The following is a 24,972-nucleotide window of genomic DNA, read 5'->3' as shown; positions in this document are numbered from 1 at the left end:
AACAAGTGCATGTAACTTTGGTTAGCTACTTAATTATAAAGTAAATGTCGTTCATTTAAAAAAAAAGAAACACGTAATACTCACCTTTTAACCACACACAATCAATACATTACAACATTAACCCTTATTAAAACAACTTGTAAAATATTACCAAAACAAAGTTTAAAACATCCAAAACAATATTGTATTCGTAAATATTATAACTAAAAATTAATGTATTTATGAAAAAAACATCAATAGCCTTATTCGCTTTAGTAATATTGTCATCATGTGTTTCTAAAAAGAAATTTGTTGCTTTAGAACAAGAAAAAGGAGAAATAACAAGTGAATTACAAAAGACTCAGGTTGAAAAAGAAGAATTAGAAGCTAAATTTGCAAAAATTGAAGCTAGAGTTAACGAGTATAATTCTAAAATTAATAATCTGACTAATGAAGTAGGTGTATTAACTGAAGAAAATCAAACTAAATTTGATGCAGTTGGAAACAAAGCTGTTATTTCTGAAAAAGCTAAAGTTGGTATGCGCGAAACGTTAAGTCGTGTAAGTCCAGAGGTAATGAAATATGTTACAACATTGGAAGACTCAATGAATATGGCTGTATCATTAAATTTAAAACGTTTTGTTGACACTACAGATTTAGATGAAAGTGATGATATCGCGATTAGCATCGAGGAAACTGTAGTTATGATTTCTATTTCTGATAAAATGTTATTTAACAGCGGAAGCTACAGAGTTAGCAAAAAAGCTGATAAAATCTTACAAAAATTAGCAGACGTTATTAACTCAGAGCCTAGCTTAGATGTCATGATTGAAGGTCATACAGACTCTAGAACAATCAGTACAGATAAAGTTGCAGACAACTGGGATTTAAGTGTCTTACGTGCCACTTCTGTAGTTAGAAAACTACAAAAAGACTTTGGTGTTGCACCAGAAAAATTAATTGCATCTGGTAGAAGCAGCTATAAACCAGTTACAGATAACGACACTAGCGAAGGACGTTCTAGAAACAGACGTACGCGTATTTTAATACTACCTAACATTGATAAGTTTTTTGCTTTAATGGCACAAAACTAGTTAGACACGATATAATTTATTAAAAAAGCATCCAGAAATTGGATGCTTTTTTTTTATTAATAATTGTAGAAATTATAATAATCAATCATTAAAATTATAAAATTATGGATAAAATGAATAATCATTCCTAGCCATAGCGTATTGTAACGACTTCTTAAAAACCCTAATAATAATCCAAACGGGAAAATCCATAAAAAGGAGAATATAGAAAAGTGAATGACCGCAAATAAAAATGCAGTAGCAATAATGGTTAATCTTGTAGTTGTAACCTCTTTTAAGGCGTTAAAAAGCACACCTCTAAATGCTAACTCTTCAATAACCGCAGGCATTAAAGCTATAAAAAAAGTGGCCCAAAATAAAGGATAATCTAAATACAAATACTCCTGAAAATAGTTAACAGATGCGCCTTCTGCTACTAAACTATTTATAAATCCAATAAAAAAATAAACTACAAAGCTTGTTACTACAGGTGTAATAACCGCAAAAACTATATGCTTAAACTTAATAGCTTTGTTGTTATATAATTGTAATACAGGTTTTAAATCAAATGATGCAAAACCCAATACAATACATGCAAAACCTATGACTACAATAATTTCGGCTTCTAAATTATTAGGAAACGTAGTCTCTACATAATACACTAATAGCATATACACTAACATGGCTACGTAAAAACCAATGATAGTGGCTACTTTTTTAAGTTTAGTAGAAGATACATTTTTAACAACAGCTTGTCCACATTGCGAACAAAACTTTACTTCTGTTTCAAAAATATAATTACAATTTTTACACAAAATAATCATTAAGCAACCTTATTTATTGAGGATGCCGAATAAATCCCTTTGGCTAAATATCCAATGATTAATATTTTCCATAGTATTCCTGCGACTAGTGTTAATGGATCTGCAATAGCTGTAATAATAATTAAAGTTAAGTATAACAATAAGCCCAAAATTAATGCAATTAAAGGTCGCTGTTTAGACCAAACACCTAAAACAACATACACAACACTTACTACTAAATTTATGGTTAAAGGCACTAAATCTTGTGTTTTATAATAGATAAAAAAACCAAAAACGGTTATAATTGCTGCTATTATAAATAGTGTTTTTCTAGCAGCTTTTATTTTTTCGTGAGCATTGTTTGTTTTACGCTTATCCATTACGCGTTTAGCATAAAACTTAGCAACATCCTGATCACTTCCTTTTAATGGAAAACCACATTCAGAACAAAAAGAGTGGTCTTCTTTAACTGGTGTTTCACAATGTTTACATTCTGATTGTAATATTATACTTTGAGATACCTCCATTAAAACTTTACTTTAGTCTAGTAATATAGTATTTATTGTAGTTTTTAAACAAAAAAAAGCATCCAAATATGGATGCTTTTTTTCATATAACACTTAATACTAGCAAGTTTATAATCTTACTAGTAGATTATTAAGAACCACACATTAAGCAGTCATCACCTTCCGCTTCTTTAGCCTGAGCGATTAATGCTTTCATTTCTTCTGCTGTCATAGGTTCTGCTTCTGCACTAGCTGTATTAGCAAATTTAGCTGCTGTGTTAGCTGCTTGTTGTTGCTTTTGTAATATAGCTTCTGTATCCACAACCTCTACTGCTTCTGCAATAGGTTCTGCTTTTTTCTCTTTTTCTACAGTAAATTTAATAGCATCTACTGCACTCTTAGTACGTAAGTAATACATACCTGTTTTTAATCCACTCTTCCAAGCGTAAAAATGCATTGACGTTAATTTAGCCATAGTAGCACCTTCTAAAAACAAGTTAAGTGATTGTGATTGATCAATAAAATATCCTCTTTGACGAGACATATCTATTATATCTTTCATACTTAACTCCCATACTGTTTTATATAAATCTTTAATGTGTTGCGGTATAGCCTCTACACCTTGTACAGATCCATTAGCACGCATGATTTCGTTTTTTAAACTATCATTCCAAAGTCCTAATTCTACTAAGTCTTCTAATAAATGTTTGTTTACTACAATAAACTCTCCTGATAATACACGACGCGTATAAATATTAGATGTGTAAGGCTCAAAACACTCGTTATTACCTAATATTTGACTTGTAGAGGCTGTAGGCATTGGAGCGACTAATAACGAGTTACGAACACCATGTTTCATAACATCTGCTCTTAACTTATCCCAATCCCAACGACCACTTAACGTGTCCTCTTGGATATTCCATAGGTTATGTTGGAATTGTCCTTTACTAATAGGAGATCCTTCATAAGTTTGGTATGGTCCATCTGCTTTTGCTTCTTCCATACTTGCTGTTACAGCAGCATAGTAAAGCGTTTCAAATATATCTTGATTTAATGCTTTAGCTTCATCACTTGTAAAAGGCATACGTAATTTAATAAACGTATCTGCTAGACCTTGCACACCTAAACCTACTGGTCTGTGACGCATGTTAGAGTTTTTAGCTTCTTCTACTGGATAGTAATTACGGTCAATTACTCGGTTTAAGTTTTTTGTTACGCGTTTAGTTATACGGAATAACTCCTTGTGGTCAAACTCGCCATTTTTAATAAACATTGGTAATGCTATAGACGCTAAGTTACAAACAGCTACCTCATCTGGAGCTGTGTATTCCATAATCTCTGTACATAAGTTAGACGACTTGATAGTCCCTAAGTTACTTTGGTTTGTCTTACGGTTAGCCGCATCTTTATATAACATGTAAGGTGTTCCCGTTTCGATTTGAGATTCTAGGATTTTTTCCCAAAGCTCTCTAGCCTTAATGGTTTTACGACCTTTACCTTCTGTTTCATACTTAATATATAAGGCTTCAAATACGTCACTGTGTACATCTGCCATTCCTGGACATTCATTTGGACACATTAAAGTCCATGTGCTATCTTCTTGTACACGTTTCATGAATAAATCTGGAATCCACATAGCATAGAATAAATCTCTTGCTCTCATTTCCTCTTTACCATGATTCTTTTTTAAATCCAAAAATTCAAAAATATCTGCATGCCAAGGTTCTAGATAGATAGCAAAACTTCCTTTACGCTTTCCACCTCCTTGATCTACATAACGTGCAGTATCATTAAATACTTGTAACATTGGTACGATACCATTTGATGTACCATTTGTTCCTGCAATGTAACTACCTGTAGCACGTACGTTATGTACAGATAATCCAATACCACCAGCTGACTGAGATATTCTAGCTGTTTGCTTTAAAGTATCATAAATCCCATCAATACTATCATCCTTCATGGTTAATAAAAAGCAAGAAGACATTTGTGGTTTTGGTGTACCAGAGTTAAAAAGTGTAGGTGTTGCGTGTGTAAAGTATTTTTTGGACATTAACTCGTAAGTCTCAATAGCTGCATCTAAATCGTTTAAATGTATACCTATTGAAACACGCATTAACATATGTTGTGGACGCTCTGCTATTTTACCATTTATTTTTAATAGATAAGAACGCTCTAGTGTTTTAAACCCAAAATAATCGTATCCAAAATCTCTGTTATATATAATAGTAGAGTCTAGTCTATCCTTATTTTCTTGAATAACGTTATATACTTCGTCAGATAATAAAGGTGCTTTTTTACCTGTTCTTGGGTTAACGTAAACATAAAGGTCGTGCATTACCTCTGAAAACGTCTTTTTAGTATTTTTATGTAGATTAGATACAGATATACGTGCTGCTAATCTAGCATAATCCGGATGAGCTGTTGTCATAGTTGCTGCAACCTCTGCTGCTAAATTATCAAGTTCACTAGTTGTTACTCCATCATATAACCCTTCAATCACACGCATGGCAACTTTTAATGGATCTACTAACTCATTTAATCCATAGCAAAGTTTTCTTACTCTTGCTGTGATCTTATCGAACATGATTTGCTCTTTTCTTCCGTCTCTTTTGATTACATACATACTTTTACACGTTTTATTTATTTCTGAACACCATTTCAGAAAAAGGGTTAATTTTTTATTCCAAATTTAAAACAGACTGATTAACAGCTTGTTAAATTTAGTTGTAAGGGGTAATTTATACTAACAATTGGTTGTTTTTGGCTTAAAGCCGAAAATATAACCGTTGTTATTAATTTTAAATTTTGTTGACTCTAAATATTGGTTTTGTAGATTACACTAAACCCTTTAGAACTGAAGTTTTATTGCCTAAAAATCGGCATCAAAACTAAATTTGTCTGATTCTTCTTCTTTATTAAGGACACCAGCTTTTTGATATTCTGATACTCTTTTCTCGAAAAAGTTTGTTTTTCCTTGTAGGGAAATCATATCCATAAAATCAAACGGATTAGTTGTGTTATATTCTTTTTCACAACCTAATTCTCCTAATAATCTATCAGTTACAAACTCTAAATATTGTGACATTAATTTAGCATTCATCCCAATTAAACTAGCAGGAAGAGACTCTGTAATAAACTCACGCTCAATATTTAAAGCATCAATTAAAATTTCTCTAATACGATCTTTTGGCACTTTATTTACTAAGTGATTTTCATGTAAGTGTACTGCAAAATCACAGTGTACACCTTCATCACGAGAAATTAACTCGTTAGAGAATGTTAATCCTGGCATTAAACCACGTTTTTTTAACCAGAATATTGAACAAAATGCACCTGAGAAAAAGATACCTTCTACAGCTGCAAATGCAATTAAACGCTCTGCAAAACTATCAGACTCAATCCATTTTAAAGCCCAATCTGCTTTTTTCTTAATAGCAGGAAAAGTATCTATCGCATGAAATAAACCGTCTTTTTCTTTTTCGTCTTTAACGTAAGTATCGATTAAAAGAGAATACGTTTCACTGTGTATATTTTCCATCATGATTTGAAAACCATAAAAGAATTTAGCTTCACTGTATTGTACTTCGTTAACAAAGTTTTCTGCTAAGTTTTCATTTACAATTCCATCACTAGCAGCAAAAAATGCTAAAATGTGTTTTATAAAATAACGCTCGTCATCATTTAACTTGTTTTTCCAATCTGTAAGATCCTGATGTAAGTCAATCTCTTCTGCAGTCCAAAAGCTAGCTTCTGATTTTTTATACCATTCCCATAGATCATGGTGTTGAATAGGAAAAATTACGAATCTATCTTTATTTTCTGCTAAAATTGGCTCTACTTCTTGCGACATTGTATTGTGTTTTTCTGTGATTATAATTTGCGACTTTAAGCTTTGACTTGGGACTAACAAAGATTGGAAATAATCTATGATTTAAAAAGGTTGTTTAAGCTAAATGTTTCCAAAGTTTTTAACATCGATTGTTGAAATGTAGGTCTACAAGTGGCTGTTGTTGGCGTTTCGGATTTTTTAACATTTTAATATTTTTTTAACATTGAAATTAATCCATAAAAACACATAAACAAACAAAAATAATTTGTAGTTTAATGGTCATTTTTTATTGTACATAATTTTAAATATGTACCAACCTGCTAACTGACTAACACTGTAGTCGCTATGAAACCTTTAGCTAAAAGCAGTTTTATACCATCTTATTTATCAGCAACATACAGATAAACGCAAAAAATATATTTTGAAATGATTATTAAAAAACAAAATAAAATTCATTAAAAAAACTTTGTATTCTTAAATGTATTTGCAACCAAATTTTGCTAATTAACAACGTAAAACAATAAGTGTTACTAGAATAGAAAATCACTTTAAAGTCTAACACTAATTAGCATCAAAATTAAACTTGTTTAAAGTTAAAAATTACTTATTTTTTTTAAAAGTAGACTAACTAAAATGTTACTACTCCTTTTATCTTTTTAAGTAAAAAGTAAGAAAGAGATACACCTATTTTTCTGCTTTATTTTTGACCAAAACAAAACAAAACAAATGACTTAAATTTATATACTGTTTATGGAGGCACTAAAGACGCTAGTATTGCAAAACTACTTAGTCATTGTATCTGCAACCTTTTCAAGCTCAGCATACCAATCTTCTCCAAATTTTCTGATAAGTGCTTCTTTTACAAATTTGTAAATTGGAACTTGCAATTCTTTTCCTAAAGTACAAGCATCATCACAGATATCCCATTTATCATAGTTTACAGCAGAAAATTCGGTATAATCCTTAACCCTTATTGGGTACAAATGACAAGAGACGGGTTTTTTCCATTTAACCTCGCCTTGATTATAAGCTTCTTCAATACCACAAAGCGCAGTTTTTTTCTTATCAAAAATAACATAAGCGCAATCAGCACCATTGATTAAAGGTGTTTCTATGTCTCCAAAATCTGTAACTATAGATGTTCCCTGAGCTTCAATAGCAGCGATACCTTCTTTACGTAAAAAAGGTTTAACTTTAGGATAAATATCTTCTAATATTTGAGCTTCGTCTTTAGTTAGAGGTGCACCAGCATCTCCATCAATACAACAAGCTCCTTTACATGCAGATAAATTACACATAAAATCCTTTTCGATTATAGCCTCAGACACTATAGTTTTACCTAATTGAAACATAAAATAACTTATATCTTTTTTGCAAATATAAAGTATCTAGCTAAAGTAGAAGCTATAATTTTAAAACAAGAAACTTATTGCTTGTTTAGTACTACAATTCAATGAATTAAGACTACTTTTGCCGAAAATTTTTAAATAATCAAAATCAAGAGTCATGTCAATTAATTTTAAAGAAATATTTACTGTATTTATGGTGCTTTTTGCTGTAATCGATATTGTAGGTAACATTCCTATAATTATTGATTTACGCAAAAAAGTAGGACACATACAAAGTGAAAAAGCATCAATTATAGCTGGAATTATATTAATCTCATTTTTGTTTTTAGGTAAAAGCATATTAAACCTTATTGGTATTAACGTTAGCTCTTTTGCTGTAGCTGGATCATTTATATTGTTTTTTATTGCTTTAGAAATGATTTTAGGAATAACACTTTATAAAGAAGAAGACACTAACCCTTTAACTGCATCAGTGTTTCCGTTAGCTTTCCCTTTGATAGCTGGACCAGGAAGTTTAACCACGTTATTATCGTTACGTGCCGAATATGATATTAAAAATATTATAATAGCAGTAATCTTAAACGTGATTGTAATTTATATTGTTTTAAAAACATCAAAACGTATTGAACGCCTTATTGGCCAAAACGGAATTAGTATTATTAGAAAAGTATTTGGCGTAGTATTATTAGCAATTGCAGTCAAACTGTTTACAGACAATATCAAAGTGCTTTTAAACTAATTGTTGTATTTTTATAAAAATTATTTTAATGAAACTATTTACATACATCACAACTATTATATCTGTTATTCTAATAATATACAATGCTACAAACCTTAATTTTTCTGCACTTTTTGAAGGAAAAAGTATTGTAGCTATAATTACCATACTAGCCTCATTATGTGCTATTTGTTTAGTTCATATTTTACGTATTTCAAAAAAAATAGAATTAAAAAGTAAAAGCTAATGGATTTTGATACTATAATAATTGGCGCTGGAGCTGCAGGATTATCTTGCGCTTTAATTTTAGGATCTGGACTGAAAAAACCTTTTGCTGAAGGAAAAAAAGTAGCCTTAATTACACATCAAAAAAGCTCACATTTACAAAACGCATTGTTTAATAATGTTTTAGGATTAAAACCAGGTACTTTAGGCAAAGACCTACTTGAAGATGGCTTAACGCAATTATCCAACCTTTACCCTGAAGTTTTACAGATTGACAAGGAAAAAGCGGAACAGATTACTGAAATAGATTTAGGCTACAGTGTTACCACAAATAAAAATACTTACACCACTAAACGTGTCGTTATTGCTGTTGGCTACACTAATTTATTAACCATATCTGGATTAGAAAACTACGTTAAACCACATCCAAAAGCTGCGATTGAAAAAGATAGGATTTGGCTAGAAAACACAGACCATTTAATAAAACACAACCTTTATGTTGCTGGTACTTTAGCTGGTTGGAGAAGTCAGTTTGCCATAGCTTCTGGAAGTGGTGCTCATGTAGGAACGGATATTTTAACCTTATGGAATAATGGCAAGCACACTAAAGTGCACGATAAGATTTAATTTTGGTTATTGGACAAATCTATAACCTTATCAATCATTACATCATGCTTATTTAGGATTTTAAAGTAAGCCCCAAAACCAAATAATTGCTCTGCTAAAGTCGCCTTTAGATAATGCTTAACTTCCTCTTTATAAGCTACAAAAACTATATTAGAGCGCGTTTTAATTTTTAAAAAGTCTTCAAAGGACTTTACAACTTCATCTGTGATTTTAAAGTTATTAAAAAAGTCTTCTTTAGACATGTTTTTATACACTTCACGTTCTTTTTCTAATTCCTCAAAAATAAAGTTATTTAAATACCCTCTTTTTTCAAGAAAAGTCAACGTTTCGTTTAACATTTTAGTGTCATACGGAACAAAAACGTCAGGTATTATACCTCCTCCTCCATACACAATGTTTCCTTTTGGTGTTGTAAACTTTAAGGAGTCTGCGACTTCAATTTTACTTTCGTCTAAAAGTTCTCCACTATTTAAACGATCAGAATAATCATCATAATAGTCTCTATTTCCGTTATCATAAGATCGTTGGATGGATCGTCCTGTTGGTGTATAATATTTTGACACAGTTAACCTAACTGCACTACCATCTCCTAGTTTCATTTCACGTTGCACCAACCCTTTACCATAAGATCGTCTACCTACAATAGTCCCTTTATCATTATCCTGTAAAGCACCTGCAATAATCTCTGATGCAGAAGCAGAGCTTTCATCTATCATTACATACACCTGTCCTTTTTCAAAGTCACCTTTTTTGGTTGCATAACTCCTGTCCTCTTTTCCTTTTTTATTTCTTGTGTAAACTATTAGTTTATCATCTTCCAAAAACTCGTCAACAATATTTACTGCAACCTCTAAAAAACCACCAGGATTACCTCTTAAGTCTAAAGCCAGACTTGTTGCTCCTTGTTTTTTTAAACTCAGTAATGCCTTTTTAAACTCTTTATAAGTACTTTCAGCAAAGCGATTAATTTTTATATATCCTAACTGATTTGTTAGCATGTATGCTGCGTCAACACTTTTTATTGGCACCTCATCTCTAGTAACATTAAAAGTTAATAATTTAGGCTCTCCTTTTCTATACACTTCTAGCAACAATTGCGTATAACGCTCTCCTTTAAGCTTATCTACTAACGTATCGTTATTATAACCTCCACCCAAAAGCGACTCGCCATTAGCAGATATGATTCTATCTCCTCCAACAATACCTACTCTTGCACTTGGACCATTTTCAATAGTTTTAATTACTGTTATAGTGTCTTTAAATGTGTAAAAATTTATACCAATACCAACAAAGTTACCTTTCATGTTTTCGGCAACTTTTTGCATATTTTCTTTTGGAATATAAACCGAGTGTGGATCTAAGTTATCTAATATTCCATTAACAGTAACATCTACAATACTGTCAGTATTAACATCCTCTACGTACTCGTAGTCAATATAATCTATTAACCTATTAAGCTTATCCTTTTTACTATTAGAGGTAAATAATCTATCCGATGAATCGCCAAAATTTAACTTTCCACCAATAAAGATTCCTGCTGCAATTGCAACACCTATTATTAAAGGAAAATATGTTTTGGATTTAGACATTAGTCTTCTAATTGCTCTATTAATTGAATATCAATTCCTGCTTTTTCTAAAAATTTTAAACCAGAATTATCTTTGTAACCTTGATTATACACTACACGTATTATGCCAGCTTGATGTATTAACTTGCTACAATCCTTACATGGTGACATTGTAATGTACAAGGTTGCACCTTTACAAGATTGTGTAGAGGACGCTACTTTTAAAATAGCATTAGCTTCTGCATGTAAAACATACCATTTAGTATAACCTTCCTCGTCTTCACAAAAATTTTCAAATCCGCTAGGCGTACCATTATAACCGTCTGAAATGATCATCCTATCTTTAACTATAACAGCACCAACTTGTTTACGCTTGCAATAGGATAATTTTCCCCATTCAGTTGCAATTCTTAAATAAGCTTTATCGTATTTGAGTTGTTTTAGGTCTGACATAATTAAATAATAGAAATTAAAACGCATGATAAGTCGCGCTTAGATATAAACGAAGATAATCCCTTCATATTTTAATCACAATTTTAAATATGAAGTTTATGAAAACTTTAATGATAACTAGTCTAAAAGTGGACTATTTAGCAACATAGGAATTACTAATCCAACAACAACTGCAGATATTACCATAACCCAATCCCGCTTAGAAAATCTAAATACGGTTTGAAAAATGTAACTTAAAAATAGCACTACAAATACAATAATTATTTGCGCAATTTCTATTCCTAAAGCAAACTCTGCTAGTCGTAATAATTTACTATCGCCTTGGTCAAGACTCATCCTAAACTCTCTTGCAAATCCAAATCCGTGAACTAATCCAAAAAATAAAGTAGACACAAATAAAAGTCCTATTTTTTGACTTTTGGCAGTCTTACCTGCTGTAAACACATTATAAACAGCCACTATTAAAATTGTAACAGGAATTAAAAACTCTATTAAATTACCATCTATTTTTACCTTACCATAACTAGCTAAAATTAATGAAATTGTATGACCAACAGTAAACATTGTTACCAGCCATAACACACGTTTCCAATCTTTAAAAAGATATGGCACTGCTAAAACTATTAAAAACAAGACGTGGTCGTAAGCGTTAATATCTAGTACATGGTTAATACCATACTGAACATTTATCCAAAATTCTTGGAACATAAAATTAGTTTTTAGGGTTGTGGTAAATATACATAAAAACAAAAATGCTAGCCAAATTATAAACTAAATACAGCCTAAAAAAAAGACTTTGACAAAAAACTATAAAATATAACTATAGTTTGGTAAATTTGAACTTTAAACACCACCTTTTACACCTATGGAATTATACCCTTTAAAATTTCAACCGCTTTATAAATACAGAATTTGGGGAGGCGAAAAACTAAAAACTGAACTTGGCAAAAACTATTCAGAAAATTTGATTGGTGAATCATGGGAGATTTCTGACGTTAATAATGACGAAACTCTTGTAATAGAAGGCCCACTTAAAGGATTGACACTAAAACAATTAACCGAAAGGTTTAAAGGTGATTTTTTAGGTGAAACCGTTTATACTGCATTTGGAAACAACTTTCCTCTATTAATTAAATTTATTGATGCAAAAACACCTTTATCTATACAAGTTCACCCAAGTAATGAAATCGCTAAATCAAGACACAATTCTTTTGGAAAAAACGAAATGTGGTATGTTATGCAAGCCGAAAAAGAAGCTGAATTAATCATTGGATTTAAAGAAGACCTATCTCCAAAACAATATGAACAATATTTAAAGGATGGTAAGATTTTAGACGTAATGAACCATGAAGTTGTAAGTAAAGGAGATACTTTTTATATTCCAACAGGACGTGTCCATGCTATTGGAGCTGGTGTTTTGTTAGCCGAAATACAACAAACATCTGACATTACATACAGAATTTACGACTACGACAGAGTTGATAATACTACAGGTGAAAAAAGAGAATTACATAACGATTTAGCTAAAGATGTCATAGATTTTTCCGTACACGACACTTACAAAACACACTATAACAAAACCGTAAATCAATCTAATACTTTAGTTCATTCGCCATATTTTAAAACTAATTTTCTAAAAGTAGAAGGCAACATTACAAAGGATTATTCCAATCTTGATTCCTTTGTGATATACATGTGTGTAGACGGAAACACCCAAATAGAGTGGAAAAATGATGTTTTTACATTAAAAAAAGGTGAAACCTTATTACTTCCTGCAAGTATTAAAAACATTTCTTTATCTTCAACATCTTGTGAGTTACTAGAAGTTTATTTATAAAATTACTATGAAAAAAATTACTTTAAAAGATATTGCGAATCATTTTAGTGTTTCAATTTCGACAGTTTCTAAAGCATTAAACGATAGTCCAGAGATTAGTAAATCTACTTCAGAAGAAATAAAAGCATACGCTAAAGAAAAAAATTACACGCCTAATTTTAACGCATTAAGCTTAAAAAACCAACGCACTAAAACCATTGGAATTATAATTCCAAACATGCTTAACTACTATTTTGCGCAAGTATTAAAAGGAATAGAAAAAACAGCTACAAAAAAAGGTTATAAAATAATCACCTGCATCTCTAACGACTCACTTAACAAAGAAATCGAAACTATTGAAATGCTATCTACAGGTGTAGTCGATGGTTTTATATTATCAGTAGCTGAAGAAACTGAAACCGAAGCATCTTTTGACCATTTTAAATCTTGTATTGCTAAAGAGATCCCTTTAGTCATGTTTGATCGCGTGGTTGAAGACATAGATTGTGATAAAGTAATAACTAACGATTTTATGGCATCTGTAAATGCTGTAAATTACTTAAAAAATAAAGGCTGTAAAAAAATAGCTTTTGCTGGTGCAAACATGGACTTAAGCATAGGAAAGCTAAGATACGAAGGTTTTTTAGCCGGTTTAAAAAACAATAATTTAGAAAAAGACGACGACATTATAATAACAACTCATGAAATATATTATAAAAAACATGAAGCTGTCGTAAAACCATTATTTGACCATACTTTCGATGCACTTATTGCTTCTGACGAGTCTGTAGCTATTGCTGCAATGAAAATAGCAAATGAAAAAGGCATTAAAATACCATCAGAATTATCTGTTTTAGCATTCTCAAACGGAATTTTAGCAAGACACTCCAACCCAAGATTAAGTACAATTAGTCAACATGGAGAAATTATAGGAGAAAGAGCTGCTACTCTTTTAATAAATAAATTGGAAAAGAAAATAACAAATACAACAGTTGAAACCATAGAAACTGATATAGTATTAAGAGATTCTTCAAAATAACAACAAGTATTTTACGCGCTTATAATTACTTATTTACACAACACAAAAAAGCCTTTAAAACATTAACAAACAATGTTTTAAAGGCTTTTTAAGTACTCAAGGTGGGAATCGAACCCACACTCCGAAGAATCGGATTTTGAATCCGACGCGTCTACCAATTCCGCCACTTGAGCAATTTGAGATGACAAAAATAAGTATATTTTAGAAATATCACTTAAAAATAGCGTCTAATATCTTTTAATCCTCAAAAATTATACTAAATTTGCACCTCATTAAAAATCATGTAGTATAAAAAGCTACCAAACAACAGATTAACGATGCCAAACACAAAGCCAGAAGCTAAAATATTTTCCATTACGCAAAGTAAAGCGTTAGCAGAGAAAATCGCTCATGCTTATGGATCAGATTTAGGCAAAGTAATAACATCTACCTATAGTGATGGAGAGTTTCAACCATCATACGAAGAATCTATTAGAGGGACTCGTATCTTTATTATTGGATCAACTAATCCAAGTTCGGAAAACTTAATGGAAATGTTATTAATGATTGATGCAGCTAAGCGTGCGTCTGCAAGACACATTACCGCTGTATTACCTTACTTTGGTTGGGCAAGACAAGACCGTAAAGATAAACCTAGAGTGCCAATTGCTGCTAAATTAGTAGCAAAAATGTTAGAAGCAGCTGGAGCTACTAGAATTATTACTATGGATTTGCATGCTGACCAAATACAAGGATTTTTTGAAAAACCTGTAGATCATTTATTTGCTTCAACCATCTTTTTACCATATTTAAAAGATTTAAAGTTAGATAATTTGACTATTGCTTCTCCAGATATGGGAGGATCCAAACGTGCATACGCCTATTCTAAAGCATTAGAAAGTGACGTTGTAATTTGCTACAAACAACGTGCAAAAGCCAATGTTATTTCTCATATGGAATTAATAGGAGATGTTACCGGAAAAAATGTTGTTTTGGTAGACGACATGGTAGATACTGCTGGGACACTTACTAAAGCTGCAGATTTAATGATGGAGCGTGGCGCTTTAAGCGTAAGAGCTATTTGTACACATCCAATATTATCTGGTAACGCTTATGAGCGTATAGAAAATTCTAAATTGGAAGAATTGATTGTAACAGACTCTATTCCTCTAAAACAAGAAAGCAAAAAAATAAAAGTTTTAAGCTGCGCAGATTTATTTGCTGAAGTCATGCAAAATGTACATTACAATAAATCTATTAGTTCAAAATTTTTAATGTAGTTCGTAATAGCTACATCAATTACGTATTTAATAATTAAACATAAATAATAAAATGAAGTCAATTACAATCAACGGATCTCAAAGAGAAAGCGTGGGCAAGAAAGCAACAAAAGCCTTACGTAATGCTGGTCAGGTTCCTTGCGTACTATACGGAGGAGACAAACCAGTTCATTTTTCAGCAGCTGAGTTAGCATTCTCTAAATTGGTATACACACCAAATGCGCACACAGTTGTAATCGAATTAGAAGGTGGAACAGTTTTTAACGCTATTTTACAAGACATTCAATTTCACCCTGTAACAGATAATATCTTACACGTAGATTTCTACCAAGTATTTGAAGACAAAGAAATCACTATGGATATACCACTTAACTTTATTGGTAACCCAAGAGGTGTAAGAAGTGGTGGTGTATTACGTAAAAACAGACGTAGCTTACGTGTTAAAGCTTTACCAGGAAACTTACCTGATTTTATCGATGCAAACATCGAAGATCTTAAAATCGGTAATAAATTATACATAACTAAGTTAGAAAATGAAGCTTACACTTTCATGCACCCAGATAACACTGTTGTATGTTTAGTAAGACGTTCTAGAGCTGCAGTAACAGTAGACGATGACGATGATGAAGAAGATGCAGATGATGTTCCAGCAACTGAAACAGATGATGTAGCAGCAGTAAAAGACTAAATCTCTTTTAAAATTAAATATAAAAAAGCATCCTTTTAATTTAGGATGCTTTTTTTATTTTTACAAAAACAGACAATATGCTTAAATGGATTTTTAAACTGTTTACAAACTATAAATCCTCAAATTTTATAGAAGAACTAGATCCCATGAAAAAATTTTTAATCGTAGGCTTAGGTAACATTGGAGAAAAGTATGAGAATACACGTCATAACATAGGCTTTAAAATATTAGACTTTTTAGCTAATAAAGAGGAGGCTACATTTGAAACTCAAAAGCTAGGAGACGTAGCAACATTTAGATTTAAAGGACGAACGTTTATTTTACTAAAACCAAGTACTTACATGAATTTAAGTGGTAAAGCTGTGTTGTATTGGCTAACAAAAGAAAAAATTCCTTTAGACAATCTACTTGTTATTACAGACGACTTAAATCTACCTTTTGGGACTATTAGAATAAAAACTAAAGGTAGTGATGGTGGACATAACGGACTAAAGGATATTCAAGAAAAATTAAACTCCTCAAAGTACAACCGCTTTAGATTTGGTATAAGTGATGCTTTTACAAAAGGAAGACAAGTCGACTATGTGTTAGGAGAATGGGAAGAAGATGAAAACAAAAAACTTCCAGAACGATACGAAAAGAGCGCTGAAATAATAAAATCTTTTGGTACTGCAGGTATAAATAACACCATGAATAATTTTAATGGAAAATAAAAAAAGGAAGCTTCTATAAGCTTCCTTTTTTATTATATTTAAAGGTTAGATTATTTAATAACTAACTTTTTAGTTGCAGTAGATTTTCCGTCAGTAATACTTAACAAGTAAAGTCCAGACTCCACATTATTTAATTTTATGGTTTGATTAAATTCTGTAGAATTTTTAAAAGACTCATTAAAAACTCGTCGTCCTCTAACATCATAAACCATAACATTAACATCACTACCAAGATTATTGTTATTCATTTGAATAACAAACGCTCCATTATTTGGATTAGGATAAACATTAAAACTACTTAAACCAGAAAATTCTTCTACTGAAAGTGGAGCCATAACATTAATACGATAGTCCTCAACCTCAGCGTCATGACTATTCTCGCAAGAACTAGAAGCAGCTGCATATTTAGTCGTTACACGCATAGTAGTTGCTCCTATGACTGCATCAGAAGGTACAGTAACCATCATACCAGAGTTTCCTGAAGGTCCATTTGTTACATTAAAAGCAGTACCTAAGTCATAGGTTTCATTTGCTTCAAATAAGCAATTTTGATTCCAATCAATCCATACGCTTGTCACACAAGTATATGCACCATCTGTATTTTGGTGAGTCACTAGTGGATAAGTAGAACCTCTATTAACATCTGTTGTTTGAGTTGCAATAGTAGACCCTGTATAATCACTATAACCAGATGGCTTACCAGAAGAATTGTTTATATCTGCAAATTGAACTAAAGTCGTACTAGTTTGATAACTTGTATTAGCAACAGATGCACAAATACCATCAATAACAGTTAAAGATAAATCTACAGCTTTAGTTTGTGTTGCAGATGTGCCTGTTACTGTGATTGTGTAATCTCCTGCTGCAGCTGCTAATAAACCAGAAACAGTAACTTGAGTCGTTCCATCAGAATTTAGACTTGAAGGTGTAAACACCACATTTGCGCTTGGCAAAGCAGGACTGATTGAAGACGTGAAATTAGTTGACTCTGAAAAACCATTTACAGTTATCATATCTACATTGTAATCAACCGCATCTATACTACAAGCAACTTGATCTCCTGTTGCATTATTAAGAACAAAAGAAGGCGTATTACTTATTGAAAACACGCTAGACATTGCATAAAAAATATTATCCGCAGCCTCAACCATTACCCTTGCATTATCAGTATCAGCAATTGCAGGTATAGTTACAACTTCTGAACCATCATTAGCTGTATTAGATGCTAAAGTTATTGGGTAAGTTAAACCTCCATCTGTAGAAAACTTAATATTTACCAATTGGCAATTAATAACTGTTCCATCAGTATCTCCAACATTCCATATTAAAGTTTGATCACTTCCTGATCCCCAAGCTGGTGGAGTAACAACAGTAAAAGGCTGTGTGCCTACAACATCAACAACCATTAAATCTGCATCAGTTTGACCAATACCATTTGCAAAACCACTACCATTATCTCTAACTATAAATGAAAAGTTCATGGTTCTAGCAACAGCTGGTGTTACTTCCCATGTTGGTGTTAAATTACCAGCAACAACGTCACTATAACTAGGCATGTATCTATCTGGAGAATCTGTTGGTAATATTGATCTATACATTGGACCTGTAGTCCAGTTTGGCTGTGGAGCTCCATTTGTTGGCGCCTGAGATGGATCATTAGGACTCCAATTATAAGTTAAACTTGCTAATCCATCTGGATCTGTAGCCGACCCTCTTAATACAAATGCTGTACTTGGCGGAATTGAATAATCAGAACCTGCATCTGCAACTGGAGGTTGATTGGTAAGAGCCATAGTAACTCCACAATCACTAGTTCCACCTGGTTGGATGTTGGCAGAAATATCTCTAATATTTACATAATTAAAATGCGCATCACTATTAGATTGCACGTTAGTAGCACAAATACCAGCATAACCCATAATTGAACTTCCAGAAGCTGGCTCTACTTCTGTCATACCATTACCAGAACGACTACAAGTATTCATACTATGCCATCCATCAAATTGGTGTCCCATTTCATGCGCTACATAATCAATATCAAACGGATCTCCTGTAGGATTTGGTCGTCCAGTATAACCTCTACCCTTTTGATTTCCTGTATAAGGAGGTGCTCCATCAAGACAAACGCACCCTAAACAACCTGCACTACCTCCTCCGGAAGTGTTAAAGTTATGTCCAATATCATACAAACTTTCATCATTTAAAGTTGTAGATATAACTTCTTGTGTTTTAGTGTTAAACTCACCATTCCATGGGTCTGTAGTTGGATTGTAATATATTAACTGATCATTTTGATTAATAAAAACCAATGTAATAGCTAAATCCCTTTCATACACTTCATTAACTCTGTTAATAGTAATTGCCATTTGGGCTTGAATATTCTGTTTTTTTTGAGCATCTGTTCCAGTTCCAGCAAATAACGCTCCATATTCACCATTACAAGATTGTGCTAAGCGGTACGTTCTAAGTTGCATATCGTCGGTATCAGCTAAAGCTCTTGCTGTTTCATTAGTAAGTGACCTAAGCTCTATGTTTTCATCTGTTAAGCATTCAAAACCTTGTAAATCTTGACCTAAAGCACTTCTTTGATAAACAATATAAAAATCATTAGTAACGGTATAAGGATCGATAAATAAAGACCCTCTTTTTCCTGATAATGACATTGTATGTAAGCCAAATTGGGTTAAACTAAACCTCATTGTAGCTGTTGGATCATCAACACCTACAGCTTTATAAGTTTTAATCATCGGATTTTTTGCTGCTAATTCTGACTCCATTATTGGAGATTCAGAAATACTAAATCTTTCTAAATTCCCTGTTGCATCTGGAAAATATGCAATAACATTAGACTTCCCTATATTTTCCCCTCTTAAAGGTGCGTCCTTTATTGCTAATTTAAATTTTTCAATGTTTAATGAAAAAACTTGATAATTATCCGGAAAAGAGGCACGTCTAACTTTTTCCAAATTAACTGTTTTAACCTCTGAAGATTTAATCCAATAGTCTTGTTGACCGTAGGAGAATACAAATGAAAACATCATAAGTATTGTAAATAAATTGAGTAATCTTGTTTTCATGATAGTTGGTGTTGGTTGAATATTCTACTAAAATAATAAGAATTCTTAAACAAATAAGATAAAAATCCTTATTCCCTTTAAAATTTAACATCATAATTAGCAATTTTTACATAAATTTATCGGATTAAACTAAAAAACCCTTTGATGAAAAAAATTACCCTTTACCTTTTTTCTCTTTTATTTACTTTAAGCTTGGTTGCTCAAAGTGAAAAGAAAAATAACAATCAACAAAATCTTACTCCTGAAAATGCTCGTAGTCTTCAGGACACTGGTTATGTAAAATGTTCAAGTACAGAATACGAGGCTTACTTAGCTCAACAATTTCCTGAGAGAGCTACGGATGATCAATTTGAAAACTGGATGGCTACCAAAATAGAAGAAGCTAGGCAAGAGCGTCTTGCCAATCCAGATAGCAGAAGTATGGTTGTAATTTCAATTCCAGTAGTTGTACACGTAGTACACTCTGGTCAAGCAATTGGTGTAGCGCCAAACATTACTGACGCTCAAGTAATTTCTCAAATTGATGCCATGAATGAAGATTTTAGAAAATTATCAGGTACACCTGGTGATGGTACTGGAGTTGATGTGGAAATAGAATTTTGTCTTGCTCAACAAGATGAAAATGGAAACCCAACCAATGGTATTAACCGTTTTGACTCAACTGCTTTAGGAACAACATGGTCTGGACCAGGAGGTAGTACTGACACTGTACTTAAACCTGCTACAATTTGGGATCCGACAAGATATATGAACATGTGGTCAGTACAATTCACTGACCCTACACTTTTAGGTTATGCACAATTCCCTAACGCTTCTGGATTACCAGGATTAAACGCAAATAATGGAGCTGCAAACTCTGATGGTGTTGTTGCTGCATACTCAACTTTTGGAGATATAGGTAGTAATGATGGAACCTTTATATTAAACGCACCTTATGATAGAGGTAGAACAATGACTCATGAAGTTGGACACTATTTAGGGTTAAGACACATTTGGGGTGATGCTAACTGTGGAAATGACTTTTGCGCAGATACACCAACGCAACAAACATCAAGTGGTGGTAACTGCCCAGCAACAACAACTTGTGATAATGTTGCAGATTTAACCACCAATTATATGGATTACTCAAATGACATCTGTATGAATAATTTTACTCAAAATCAAAAAGACAGAATGTTAATAGTAATGGCTAATTCGCCTCGTAGAATGGAATTATCTAGCTCTAATGCTTGTAACTCTTCTACAATTCCATTTATTAATACATCTTCTGGAACACCTTCTCCTGGACAAGTAGCCGAAGGTAGTGATTGTAACTTCCAAGATTTTACAATTGATTTAACAATTTCATTAGGAGGTACAGCTGCATCAACAGTAACCTTAGTAAATAGTGGAACAGCAACAGAAAATGAAGATTTTATGTTAATGAATAACTCAGTTACGTTTGCTGCAGGATCTACTACACCTAGCAATGCTGTTACATTAAGAGTTTTTAATGATAATTTTGTTGAAGCAGATGAAACAATTGAATTAACACTAAACTTAACAACTACTGGTGATGCTACGGTATCAACAGTACCTTACAACCTTACTATATTAAATGATGACGCTGTAGTTTCAAACACTGCAAATGTCACTTATTTTAGCGATGACTTTGACGACGAGGATATTTCAGATTGGACAACCACAGATGCTGATGGTGATGGTAATAGTTTTGGTGACCAGTACACATTAGATCCTGTACCAAATCCAAGCTTAATGTCTCGTTCATGGATTCAAGTTCCTTTAACTCCTGACAATTGGGCTGTTACTCCAGCAATAGATTTATCTACTGCTTCTGGAACAGTAACCTTAAGTTGGACTACACAAGTTGCAGCCGCAAGTTGGGATGAGGAGAAATACAGTATTTATGTAGGAAACACAAATAACATTACTACTTTAGTTAGTTCTCCAACGTCTATGACAGAAACGTTAGGAGATGCTGGAAACACAGGAACAGTTGTGGCTCACACCTTTGATATTTCTGCTTTTGCTGGTCAACCTAATGTTTTCATTGCTTTTAGACACTGGGATTGTACAGACCAGGACTTTTTAGCAATAGATAATGTTGCTGTTACAGCACAGGTAAATACGCTTGTCCAAACTGATGTTAACACTGCAACACCAGACCAAGTTAATTTAACTGCTACTGGTCAAGCTTACTCAACTGATGTTACAACAGGAAACATCATGTTAGACATTGATAACACTGGAGGATTTGATTATGGATGTACCACTGTAGCTGTATCTAGAGATGCAGCAACCGCTGGAGCTGCAGCAGTAACTTATGCAGGAGCAACTGATGCTGCTGGTTTTGTAACTGCTAAAACTTTTGATATTACTACTACAAATGCTAGTTCTAGTGATGCGTCTACAATTAACTTCTACTTTACGGAAGCAGAAATAGCTGCATGGGAAACTGCTACCGGAAATGACAGAAGTGCGTTACAAGTTAAAAAAGAAGGCACTAACGAAGTTGTTCCTGTTACAATTAGTGCTTTTGGTACTGACTTAATATTATCTGCATCGTTTACTACAGGTATCGCAGACACATACTATTTTGGGTCTCAATTAGCATTCCTATCGGTTAATAATTTTGAATTAGCTAGCACTTTATCAATATACCCTAACCCATCAGTTGGCGTATTGACTATTAAAGCTGCTAATGATAATGACTTACCAAGTGCTTACAAAGTTTACAATATGCTTGGACAGTTAATTACGGAAAACAACATTAACAACACTCAAGATCTTACAATAGATACAACTCCATTTAGTAATGGAATGTATTTTATTAAAATATCTAAAGCTGGAAATGCTGTAACAATCCCTTTTATCAAGAAATAAAAAGATAAATACAATAATCTTAAAAGCCAATTGGATTAAATCCAATTGGCTTTTTTACTTTTGTAGTATAATATTAGAAAGTTGAAAACAAATCAAACACAAAACACTGTATTAACTATAGGCACATTTGATGGTGTCCATATTGGACATCAAAAAATAATAAAACGGTTAGTAGAAGTTGCAAATAATAAAGGACTTCAACCTTCTTTGTTAACATTTTTCCCACATCCAAGGATGGTACTTCAAAAAGACGCTAACATTAAGCTAATTAATACAATAAGTGAAAAAGAGTTATTGTTAAAACGTTTTGGAATAACCAATTTGGTTGTAAAAAAATTCACTAAAGACTTTTCTAGATTAACCGCAGAGGCATTTGTAGAGGACATTTTAGTTGATCAATTAAAAGCAAAGCATGTCATTATAGGTTATGATCATCATTTTGGTCGTAACAGAAATGCTAATATTAATGACCTAAGACAGTTTGGAGAGCAATTTGATTTTGATGTAGAAGAAATCTCTATGCAAGATATAAATGATGTTGCCATAAGTTCTACAAAAATTAGAGCTGCATTAAACGATGGTGATATTAAAACAGCAAATACCTACTTAGGGTATAACTTTATGCTGACAGGAACCATTATAAAAGGAAAAGGCATTGGTAAAACAATAAACTATCCAACTGCTAATCTAAAAATCGAAGAAACCTACAAGCTTATTCCTAAACAAGGTGTCTATATTGTTCAAGCTATAATTGACAATGTACTTGAATTTGGAATGATGAATATTGGCATCAATCCAACTGTTAGTGGTACTGATCAAAGCATCGAAATTCATTTTTTCAACTTAAATAAGTCTTTATATGACAAAAAATTGTCAGTACAATTATTGCACAGACTAAGGGACGAACAAAAATTTGATAGTTTAGACTTACTGAAAAGGCAATTAGAAATTGACAACCATAATGCATCAGAATTTTTAAAGACGTATGATAAATAAATTTCTATTTAAACATATTGACAATAGTGCCTTAATAGTTTTCAGAATTATTTTTGGTCTGTTGTGTTTTCTAGAATCTGTAGGAGCCATTTTTACAGGATGGATTAAAAATACATTAATAGAACCAAAATTTACATTCAACTTTATTGGTTTTGATTTTCTACAACCATTACCTGGTAACTGGATGTATTTATATTACTTTATAATGGGCTGCTTTGGACTACTAATAATGGTTGGCTATAAGTACAGATTAAGCATGATTACTTTCACAGTTATGTGGACAGCGACATATTTAATGCAAAAATCATCTTACAACAACCACTATTACTTGCTATGTCTATTAAGCGGAATTATGGTGTTTTTACCGGCTAACAACTATGCTTCAATTGACGCAAAACTCAATCCTGAGATAAAAAAAATAAGTATGCCTAGCTGGTGTAAATGGATTTTTGTAGTGCAGTTATTCATTTTATATACCTATGCGTCTATTACCAAGATGTATCCTGATTGGTTAGATTTAAGCGTACCTAGACAATTATTAGAAAACAAAATTAACTATCCAATTATTGGACAACTACTACAAAATCAATACCTACCTTTTTTTGTTGCTTATGGAGGTATTCTATATGATGGATTAATAATTCCTTTATTGCTTTTTAAACCAACCAGAAAACTAGCCTTTTATAGTTCTATAATATTTCATTTATTTAACTCAATTGTATTTCAAGTAGGAATTTTCCCTTATTTAGCGTTAGCCTTTAGTTTATTCTTTTTTGCTCCAGAAATAGTCAAAAAAATATTTCTTAAAAACAAACCCTTGTATAAGGTTAACCAAGTTATAGTACCTAATTACAAACCCATTTTAATAGGAGCTACAACCATATATTTTATAATTCAAATCATTCTACCTTTACGTCATCATTTTATTAAAGATAATGTTTTATGGACTGAAGAAGGTCACAGATTGTCTTGGCGTATGATGCTTAGATCAAAATCTGGATACGCAACCTTTAAAGTAGTCGATAAAGATACCAACAAAGAAACCTTAATAGATTTAAACGATTATTTAACAAAAAAACAACAACGCTTAGTCACAACAAGACCTGACGTAATATGGCAATTTGCGCAACATTTAAAAAAAGACTATAAGTCAAAAGGTCAGGATATCGCAGTATATGTCAAAGCTAAAGTTAGCGTTAATGGTCGACCACATAAAACACTTATTGATACTAAAACAGATTTAGCAAGTGTCAAATGGCAACCCTTTAAGCATAGTGATTGGGTCCTACCCTCACAATTAGATAAATAATTTATTTTAAAGCAACCAAAATCTTACTACTTTTACAACATATAATTTGAAGTTACAAAT

Annotated in this window: 21 protein-coding genes and 1 tRNA gene; 12 read left to right on the top strand and 10 right to left on the bottom strand. The window is 32.3% G+C overall.

Annotated elements, in window-relative coordinates; genetic code table 11:
- Window positions 1-221 precede the first annotated feature (221 nt).
- The gene (locus M890_RS0114435; RefSeq protein ID WP_028284196.1) at window positions 222-1,073 is read left to right on the top strand and encodes an OmpA/MotB family protein; all 852 of its coding nucleotides are present in this window, start codon (window positions 222-224) and stop codon (window positions 1,071-1,073) included.
- A 56-nt stretch (window positions 1,074-1,129) separates the two neighbouring features.
- Here M890_RS0114435 and M890_RS0114430 read toward each other — a convergent pair whose 3' ends face one another.
- The 5 genes from M890_RS0114430 to M890_RS0114410 form a co-directional block, all read right to left on the bottom strand.
- Complete coding sequence (locus M890_RS0114430; protein ID WP_028284195.1) at window positions 1,130-1,876, bottom strand: CPBP family intramembrane glutamic endopeptidase; 747 nt, start codon at window positions 1,874-1,876, stop codon at window positions 1,130-1,132.
- On the bottom strand, window positions 1,876-2,382 hold the full coding sequence (locus M890_RS0114425; protein ID WP_028284194.1) for a zinc ribbon domain-containing protein: 507 nt from the start codon (window positions 2,380-2,382) through the stop codon (window positions 1,876-1,878). The genes M890_RS0114430 and M890_RS0114425 overlap by 1 nt, the downstream gene beginning before the upstream one ends.
- A 130-nt stretch (window positions 2,383-2,512) precedes the next feature.
- Entirely contained in the window at window positions 2,513-4,987 is a 2,475-nt protein-coding gene (locus M890_RS0114420) for a ribonucleoside-diphosphate reductase subunit alpha (RefSeq protein WP_028284193.1), read from the bottom strand.
- A 246-nt stretch (window positions 4,988-5,233) separates the two neighbouring features.
- Complete coding sequence (locus M890_RS0114415) at window positions 5,234-6,214, bottom strand: ribonucleotide-diphosphate reductase subunit beta (RefSeq protein WP_028284192.1); 981 nt, start codon at window positions 6,212-6,214, stop codon at window positions 5,234-5,236.
- Between the two features lie 761 nt (window positions 6,215-6,975).
- On the bottom strand, window positions 6,976-7,545 hold the full coding sequence (locus tag M890_RS0114410) for a DUF3109 family protein (protein ID WP_028284191.1): 570 nt from the start codon (window positions 7,543-7,545) through the stop codon (window positions 6,976-6,978).
- 154 nt (window positions 7,546-7,699) lie between these two features.
- Between M890_RS0114410 and M890_RS0114405 the strand changes: the two genes are divergently transcribed.
- The 3 genes from M890_RS0114405 to M890_RS0114395 are packed head-to-tail and all read left to right on the top strand — an operon-like array spanning window position 7,700 to window position 9,112.
- The gene (locus M890_RS0114405; RefSeq protein ID WP_028284190.1) at window positions 7,700-8,281 is read left to right on the top strand and encodes a MarC family protein; all 582 of its coding nucleotides are present in this window, start codon (window positions 7,700-7,702) and stop codon (window positions 8,279-8,281) included.
- A 28-nt stretch (window positions 8,282-8,309) separates the two neighbouring features.
- Window positions 8,310-8,507 carry a hypothetical protein gene (locus tag M890_RS0114400; RefSeq protein WP_028284189.1) on the top strand — a complete coding sequence of 66 codons (198 nt, stop codon included), beginning with the start codon at window positions 8,310-8,312 and terminating at the stop codon, window positions 8,505-8,507.
- On the top strand, window positions 8,507-9,112 hold the full coding sequence (locus M890_RS0114395; protein ID WP_028284188.1) for an FAD-dependent oxidoreductase: 606 nt from the start codon (window positions 8,507-8,509) through the stop codon (window positions 9,110-9,112). Before M890_RS0114400 ends, M890_RS0114395 begins: the two co-directional genes overlap by 1 nt.
- Here M890_RS0114395 and M890_RS0114390 read toward each other — a convergent pair.
- From M890_RS0114390 to M890_RS0114380, 3 genes are all read right to left on the bottom strand, one after another.
- On the bottom strand, window positions 9,109-10,701 hold the full coding sequence (locus tag M890_RS0114390; RefSeq protein WP_028284187.1) for a S41 family peptidase: 1,593 nt from the start codon (window positions 10,699-10,701) through the stop codon (window positions 9,109-9,111). The two genes, M890_RS0114395 and M890_RS0114390, sit on opposite strands and share 4 nt — an antisense overlap.
- Window positions 10,701-11,132: a deoxycytidylate deaminase gene (locus M890_RS0114385; protein ID WP_028284186.1), complete on the bottom strand. Its 432-nt coding sequence runs from the start codon at window positions 11,130-11,132 to the stop codon at window positions 10,701-10,703. Before M890_RS0114385 ends, M890_RS0114390 begins: the two co-directional genes overlap by 1 nt.
- A 117-nt stretch (window positions 11,133-11,249) precedes the next feature.
- Window positions 11,250-11,840 carry a HupE/UreJ family protein gene (locus tag M890_RS0114380; RefSeq protein WP_028284185.1) on the bottom strand — a complete coding sequence of 197 codons (591 nt, stop codon included), beginning with the start codon at window positions 11,838-11,840 and terminating at the stop codon, window positions 11,250-11,252.
- Window positions 11,841-11,997: 157 nt separating this feature from the next.
- Here M890_RS0114380 and M890_RS0114375 point away from each other — a divergent pair, with 157 nt between their 5' ends.
- Both M890_RS0114375 and M890_RS0114370 read left to right on the top strand, forming a co-directional pair.
- Window positions 11,998-12,969: a type I phosphomannose isomerase catalytic subunit gene (locus tag M890_RS0114375; protein WP_028284184.1), complete on the top strand. Its 972-nt coding sequence runs from the start codon at window positions 11,998-12,000 to the stop codon at window positions 12,967-12,969.
- 7 nt (window positions 12,970-12,976) lie between these two features.
- Entirely contained in the window at window positions 12,977-13,987 is a 1,011-nt protein-coding gene (locus tag M890_RS0114370; protein ID WP_028284183.1) for a LacI family DNA-binding transcriptional regulator, read from the top strand.
- A gap of 93 nt (window positions 13,988-14,080) precedes the next feature.
- Here M890_RS0114370 and M890_RS0114365 read toward each other — a convergent pair.
- A tRNA-Leu gene (locus tag M890_RS0114365) sits at window positions 14,081-14,160 on the bottom strand.
- A 144-nt stretch (window positions 14,161-14,304) separates the two neighbouring features.
- Between M890_RS0114365 and M890_RS0114360 the strand changes: the two genes are divergently transcribed.
- From M890_RS0114360 to pth, 3 genes are all read left to right on the top strand, one after another.
- On the top strand, window positions 14,305-15,246 hold the full coding sequence (locus M890_RS0114360) for a ribose-phosphate pyrophosphokinase (protein WP_028284182.1): 942 nt from the start codon (window positions 14,305-14,307) through the stop codon (window positions 15,244-15,246).
- A 52-nt stretch (window positions 15,247-15,298) separates the two neighbouring features.
- Window positions 15,299-15,934: a 50S ribosomal protein L25/general stress protein Ctc gene (locus M890_RS0114355; protein ID WP_028284181.1), complete on the top strand. Its 636-nt coding sequence runs from the start codon at window positions 15,299-15,301 to the stop codon at window positions 15,932-15,934.
- Window positions 15,935-16,080: 146 nt separating this feature from the next.
- The gene (pth, locus tag M890_RS0114350; protein ID WP_394331871.1) at window positions 16,081-16,647 is read left to right on the top strand and encodes an aminoacyl-tRNA hydrolase; all 567 of its coding nucleotides are present in this window, start codon (window positions 16,081-16,083) and stop codon (window positions 16,645-16,647) included.
- 50 nt (window positions 16,648-16,697) lie between these two features.
- Here pth and M890_RS0114345 read toward each other — a convergent pair whose 3' ends face one another.
- A complete protein-coding gene (locus tag M890_RS0114345) occupies window positions 16,698-19,724 on the bottom strand; it encodes a zinc-dependent metalloprotease (RefSeq protein WP_028284179.1) in 3,027 nt (1,008 codons plus the stop codon).
- A gap of 144 nt (window positions 19,725-19,868) precedes the next feature.
- Between M890_RS0114345 and M890_RS0114340 the strand changes: the two genes are divergently transcribed.
- From M890_RS0114340 to M890_RS0114330, 3 genes are all read left to right on the top strand, one after another.
- Window positions 19,869-22,607 carry a T9SS type A sorting domain-containing protein gene (locus tag M890_RS0114340; protein WP_028284178.1) on the top strand — a complete coding sequence of 913 codons (2,739 nt, stop codon included), beginning with the start codon at window positions 19,869-19,871 and terminating at the stop codon, window positions 22,605-22,607.
- 81 nt (window positions 22,608-22,688) lie between these two features.
- Window positions 22,689-23,603 (top strand): bifunctional riboflavin kinase/FAD synthetase, encoded by a 915-nt coding sequence (locus M890_RS0114335; protein WP_028284177.1) that lies wholly within the window; start codon window positions 22,689-22,691, stop codon window positions 23,601-23,603.
- Entirely contained in the window at window positions 23,593-24,912 is a 1,320-nt protein-coding gene (locus tag M890_RS0114330; RefSeq protein ID WP_028284176.1) for an HTTM domain-containing protein, read from the top strand. The genes M890_RS0114335 and M890_RS0114330 overlap by 11 nt, the downstream gene beginning before the upstream one ends.
- Window positions 24,913-24,972: the final 60 nt, after the last annotated feature.

Origin of the sequence: Olleya marilimosa CAM030, from assembly GCF_000518485.1 — a bacterium.
GTDB lineage: Bacteria > Bacteroidota > Bacteroidia > Flavobacteriales > Flavobacteriaceae > Olleya > Olleya marilimosa.
The sequence above is the reverse complement of the archived record's forward strand: the minus strand, read 5'-3'. Positions and strand labels throughout refer to the sequence as shown.

Excerpts from the sequence above, each read along its gene's own strand:
- M890_RS0114340 (WP_028284178.1), top strand. The coding sequence starts at position 19,869 with ATGAAAAAAATTACCCTTTACCTTTTTTCTCTTTTATTTACTTTAAGC.
- M890_RS0114330 (WP_028284176.1), top strand. The coding sequence starts at position 23,593 with ATGATAAATAAATTTCTATTTAAACATATTGACAATAGTGCCTTAATA.
- M890_RS0114405 (WP_028284190.1), top strand. The coding sequence starts at position 7,700 with ATGTCAATTAATTTTAAAGAAATATTTACTGTATTTATGGTGCTTTTT.
- M890_RS0114345 (WP_028284179.1), bottom strand. The coding sequence starts at position 19,724 with ATGAAAACAAGATTACTCAATTTATTTACAATACTTATGATGTTTTCA.
- M890_RS0114370 (WP_028284183.1), top strand. The coding sequence starts at position 12,977 with ATGAAAAAAATTACTTTAAAAGATATTGCGAATCATTTTAGTGTTTCA.
- M890_RS0114380 (WP_028284185.1), bottom strand. The coding sequence starts at position 11,840 with ATGTTCCAAGAATTTTGGATAAATGTTCAGTATGGTATTAACCATGTA.
- M890_RS0114415 (WP_028284192.1), bottom strand. The coding sequence starts at position 6,214 with ATGTCGCAAGAAGTAGAGCCAATTTTAGCAGAAAATAAAGATAGATTC.
- M890_RS0114430 (WP_028284195.1), bottom strand. The coding sequence starts at position 1,876 with ATGATTATTTTGTGTAAAAATTGTAATTATATTTTTGAAACAGAAGTA.
- M890_RS0114410 (WP_028284191.1), bottom strand. The coding sequence starts at position 7,545 with ATGTTTCAATTAGGTAAAACTATAGTGTCTGAGGCTATAATCGAAAAG.
- M890_RS0114425 (WP_028284194.1), bottom strand. The coding sequence starts at position 2,382 with ATGGAGGTATCTCAAAGTATAATATTACAATCAGAATGTAAACATTGT.
- pth (WP_394331871.1), top strand. The coding sequence starts at position 16,081 with ATGAAAAAATTTTTAATCGTAGGCTTAGGTAACATTGGAGAAAAGTAT.
- M890_RS0114395 (WP_028284188.1), top strand. The coding sequence starts at position 8,507 with ATGGATTTTGATACTATAATAATTGGCGCTGGAGCTGCAGGATTATCT.
- M890_RS0114385 (WP_028284186.1), bottom strand. The coding sequence starts at position 11,132 with ATGTCAGACCTAAAACAACTCAAATACGATAAAGCTTATTTAAGAATT.
- M890_RS0114435 (WP_028284196.1), top strand. The coding sequence starts at position 222 with ATGAAAAAAACATCAATAGCCTTATTCGCTTTAGTAATATTGTCATCA.
- M890_RS0114355 (WP_028284181.1), top strand. The coding sequence starts at position 15,299 with ATGAAGTCAATTACAATCAACGGATCTCAAAGAGAAAGCGTGGGCAAG.
- M890_RS0114360 (WP_028284182.1), top strand. The coding sequence starts at position 14,305 with ATGCCAAACACAAAGCCAGAAGCTAAAATATTTTCCATTACGCAAAGT.
- M890_RS0114400 (WP_028284189.1), top strand. The coding sequence starts at position 8,310 with ATGAAACTATTTACATACATCACAACTATTATATCTGTTATTCTAATA.
- M890_RS0114390 (WP_028284187.1), bottom strand. The coding sequence starts at position 10,701 with ATGTCTAAATCCAAAACATATTTTCCTTTAATAATAGGTGTTGCAATT.
- M890_RS0114420 (WP_028284193.1), bottom strand. The coding sequence starts at position 4,987 with ATGTATGTAATCAAAAGAGACGGAAGAAAAGAGCAAATCATGTTCGAT.
- M890_RS0114375 (WP_028284184.1), top strand. The coding sequence starts at position 11,998 with ATGGAATTATACCCTTTAAAATTTCAACCGCTTTATAAATACAGAATT.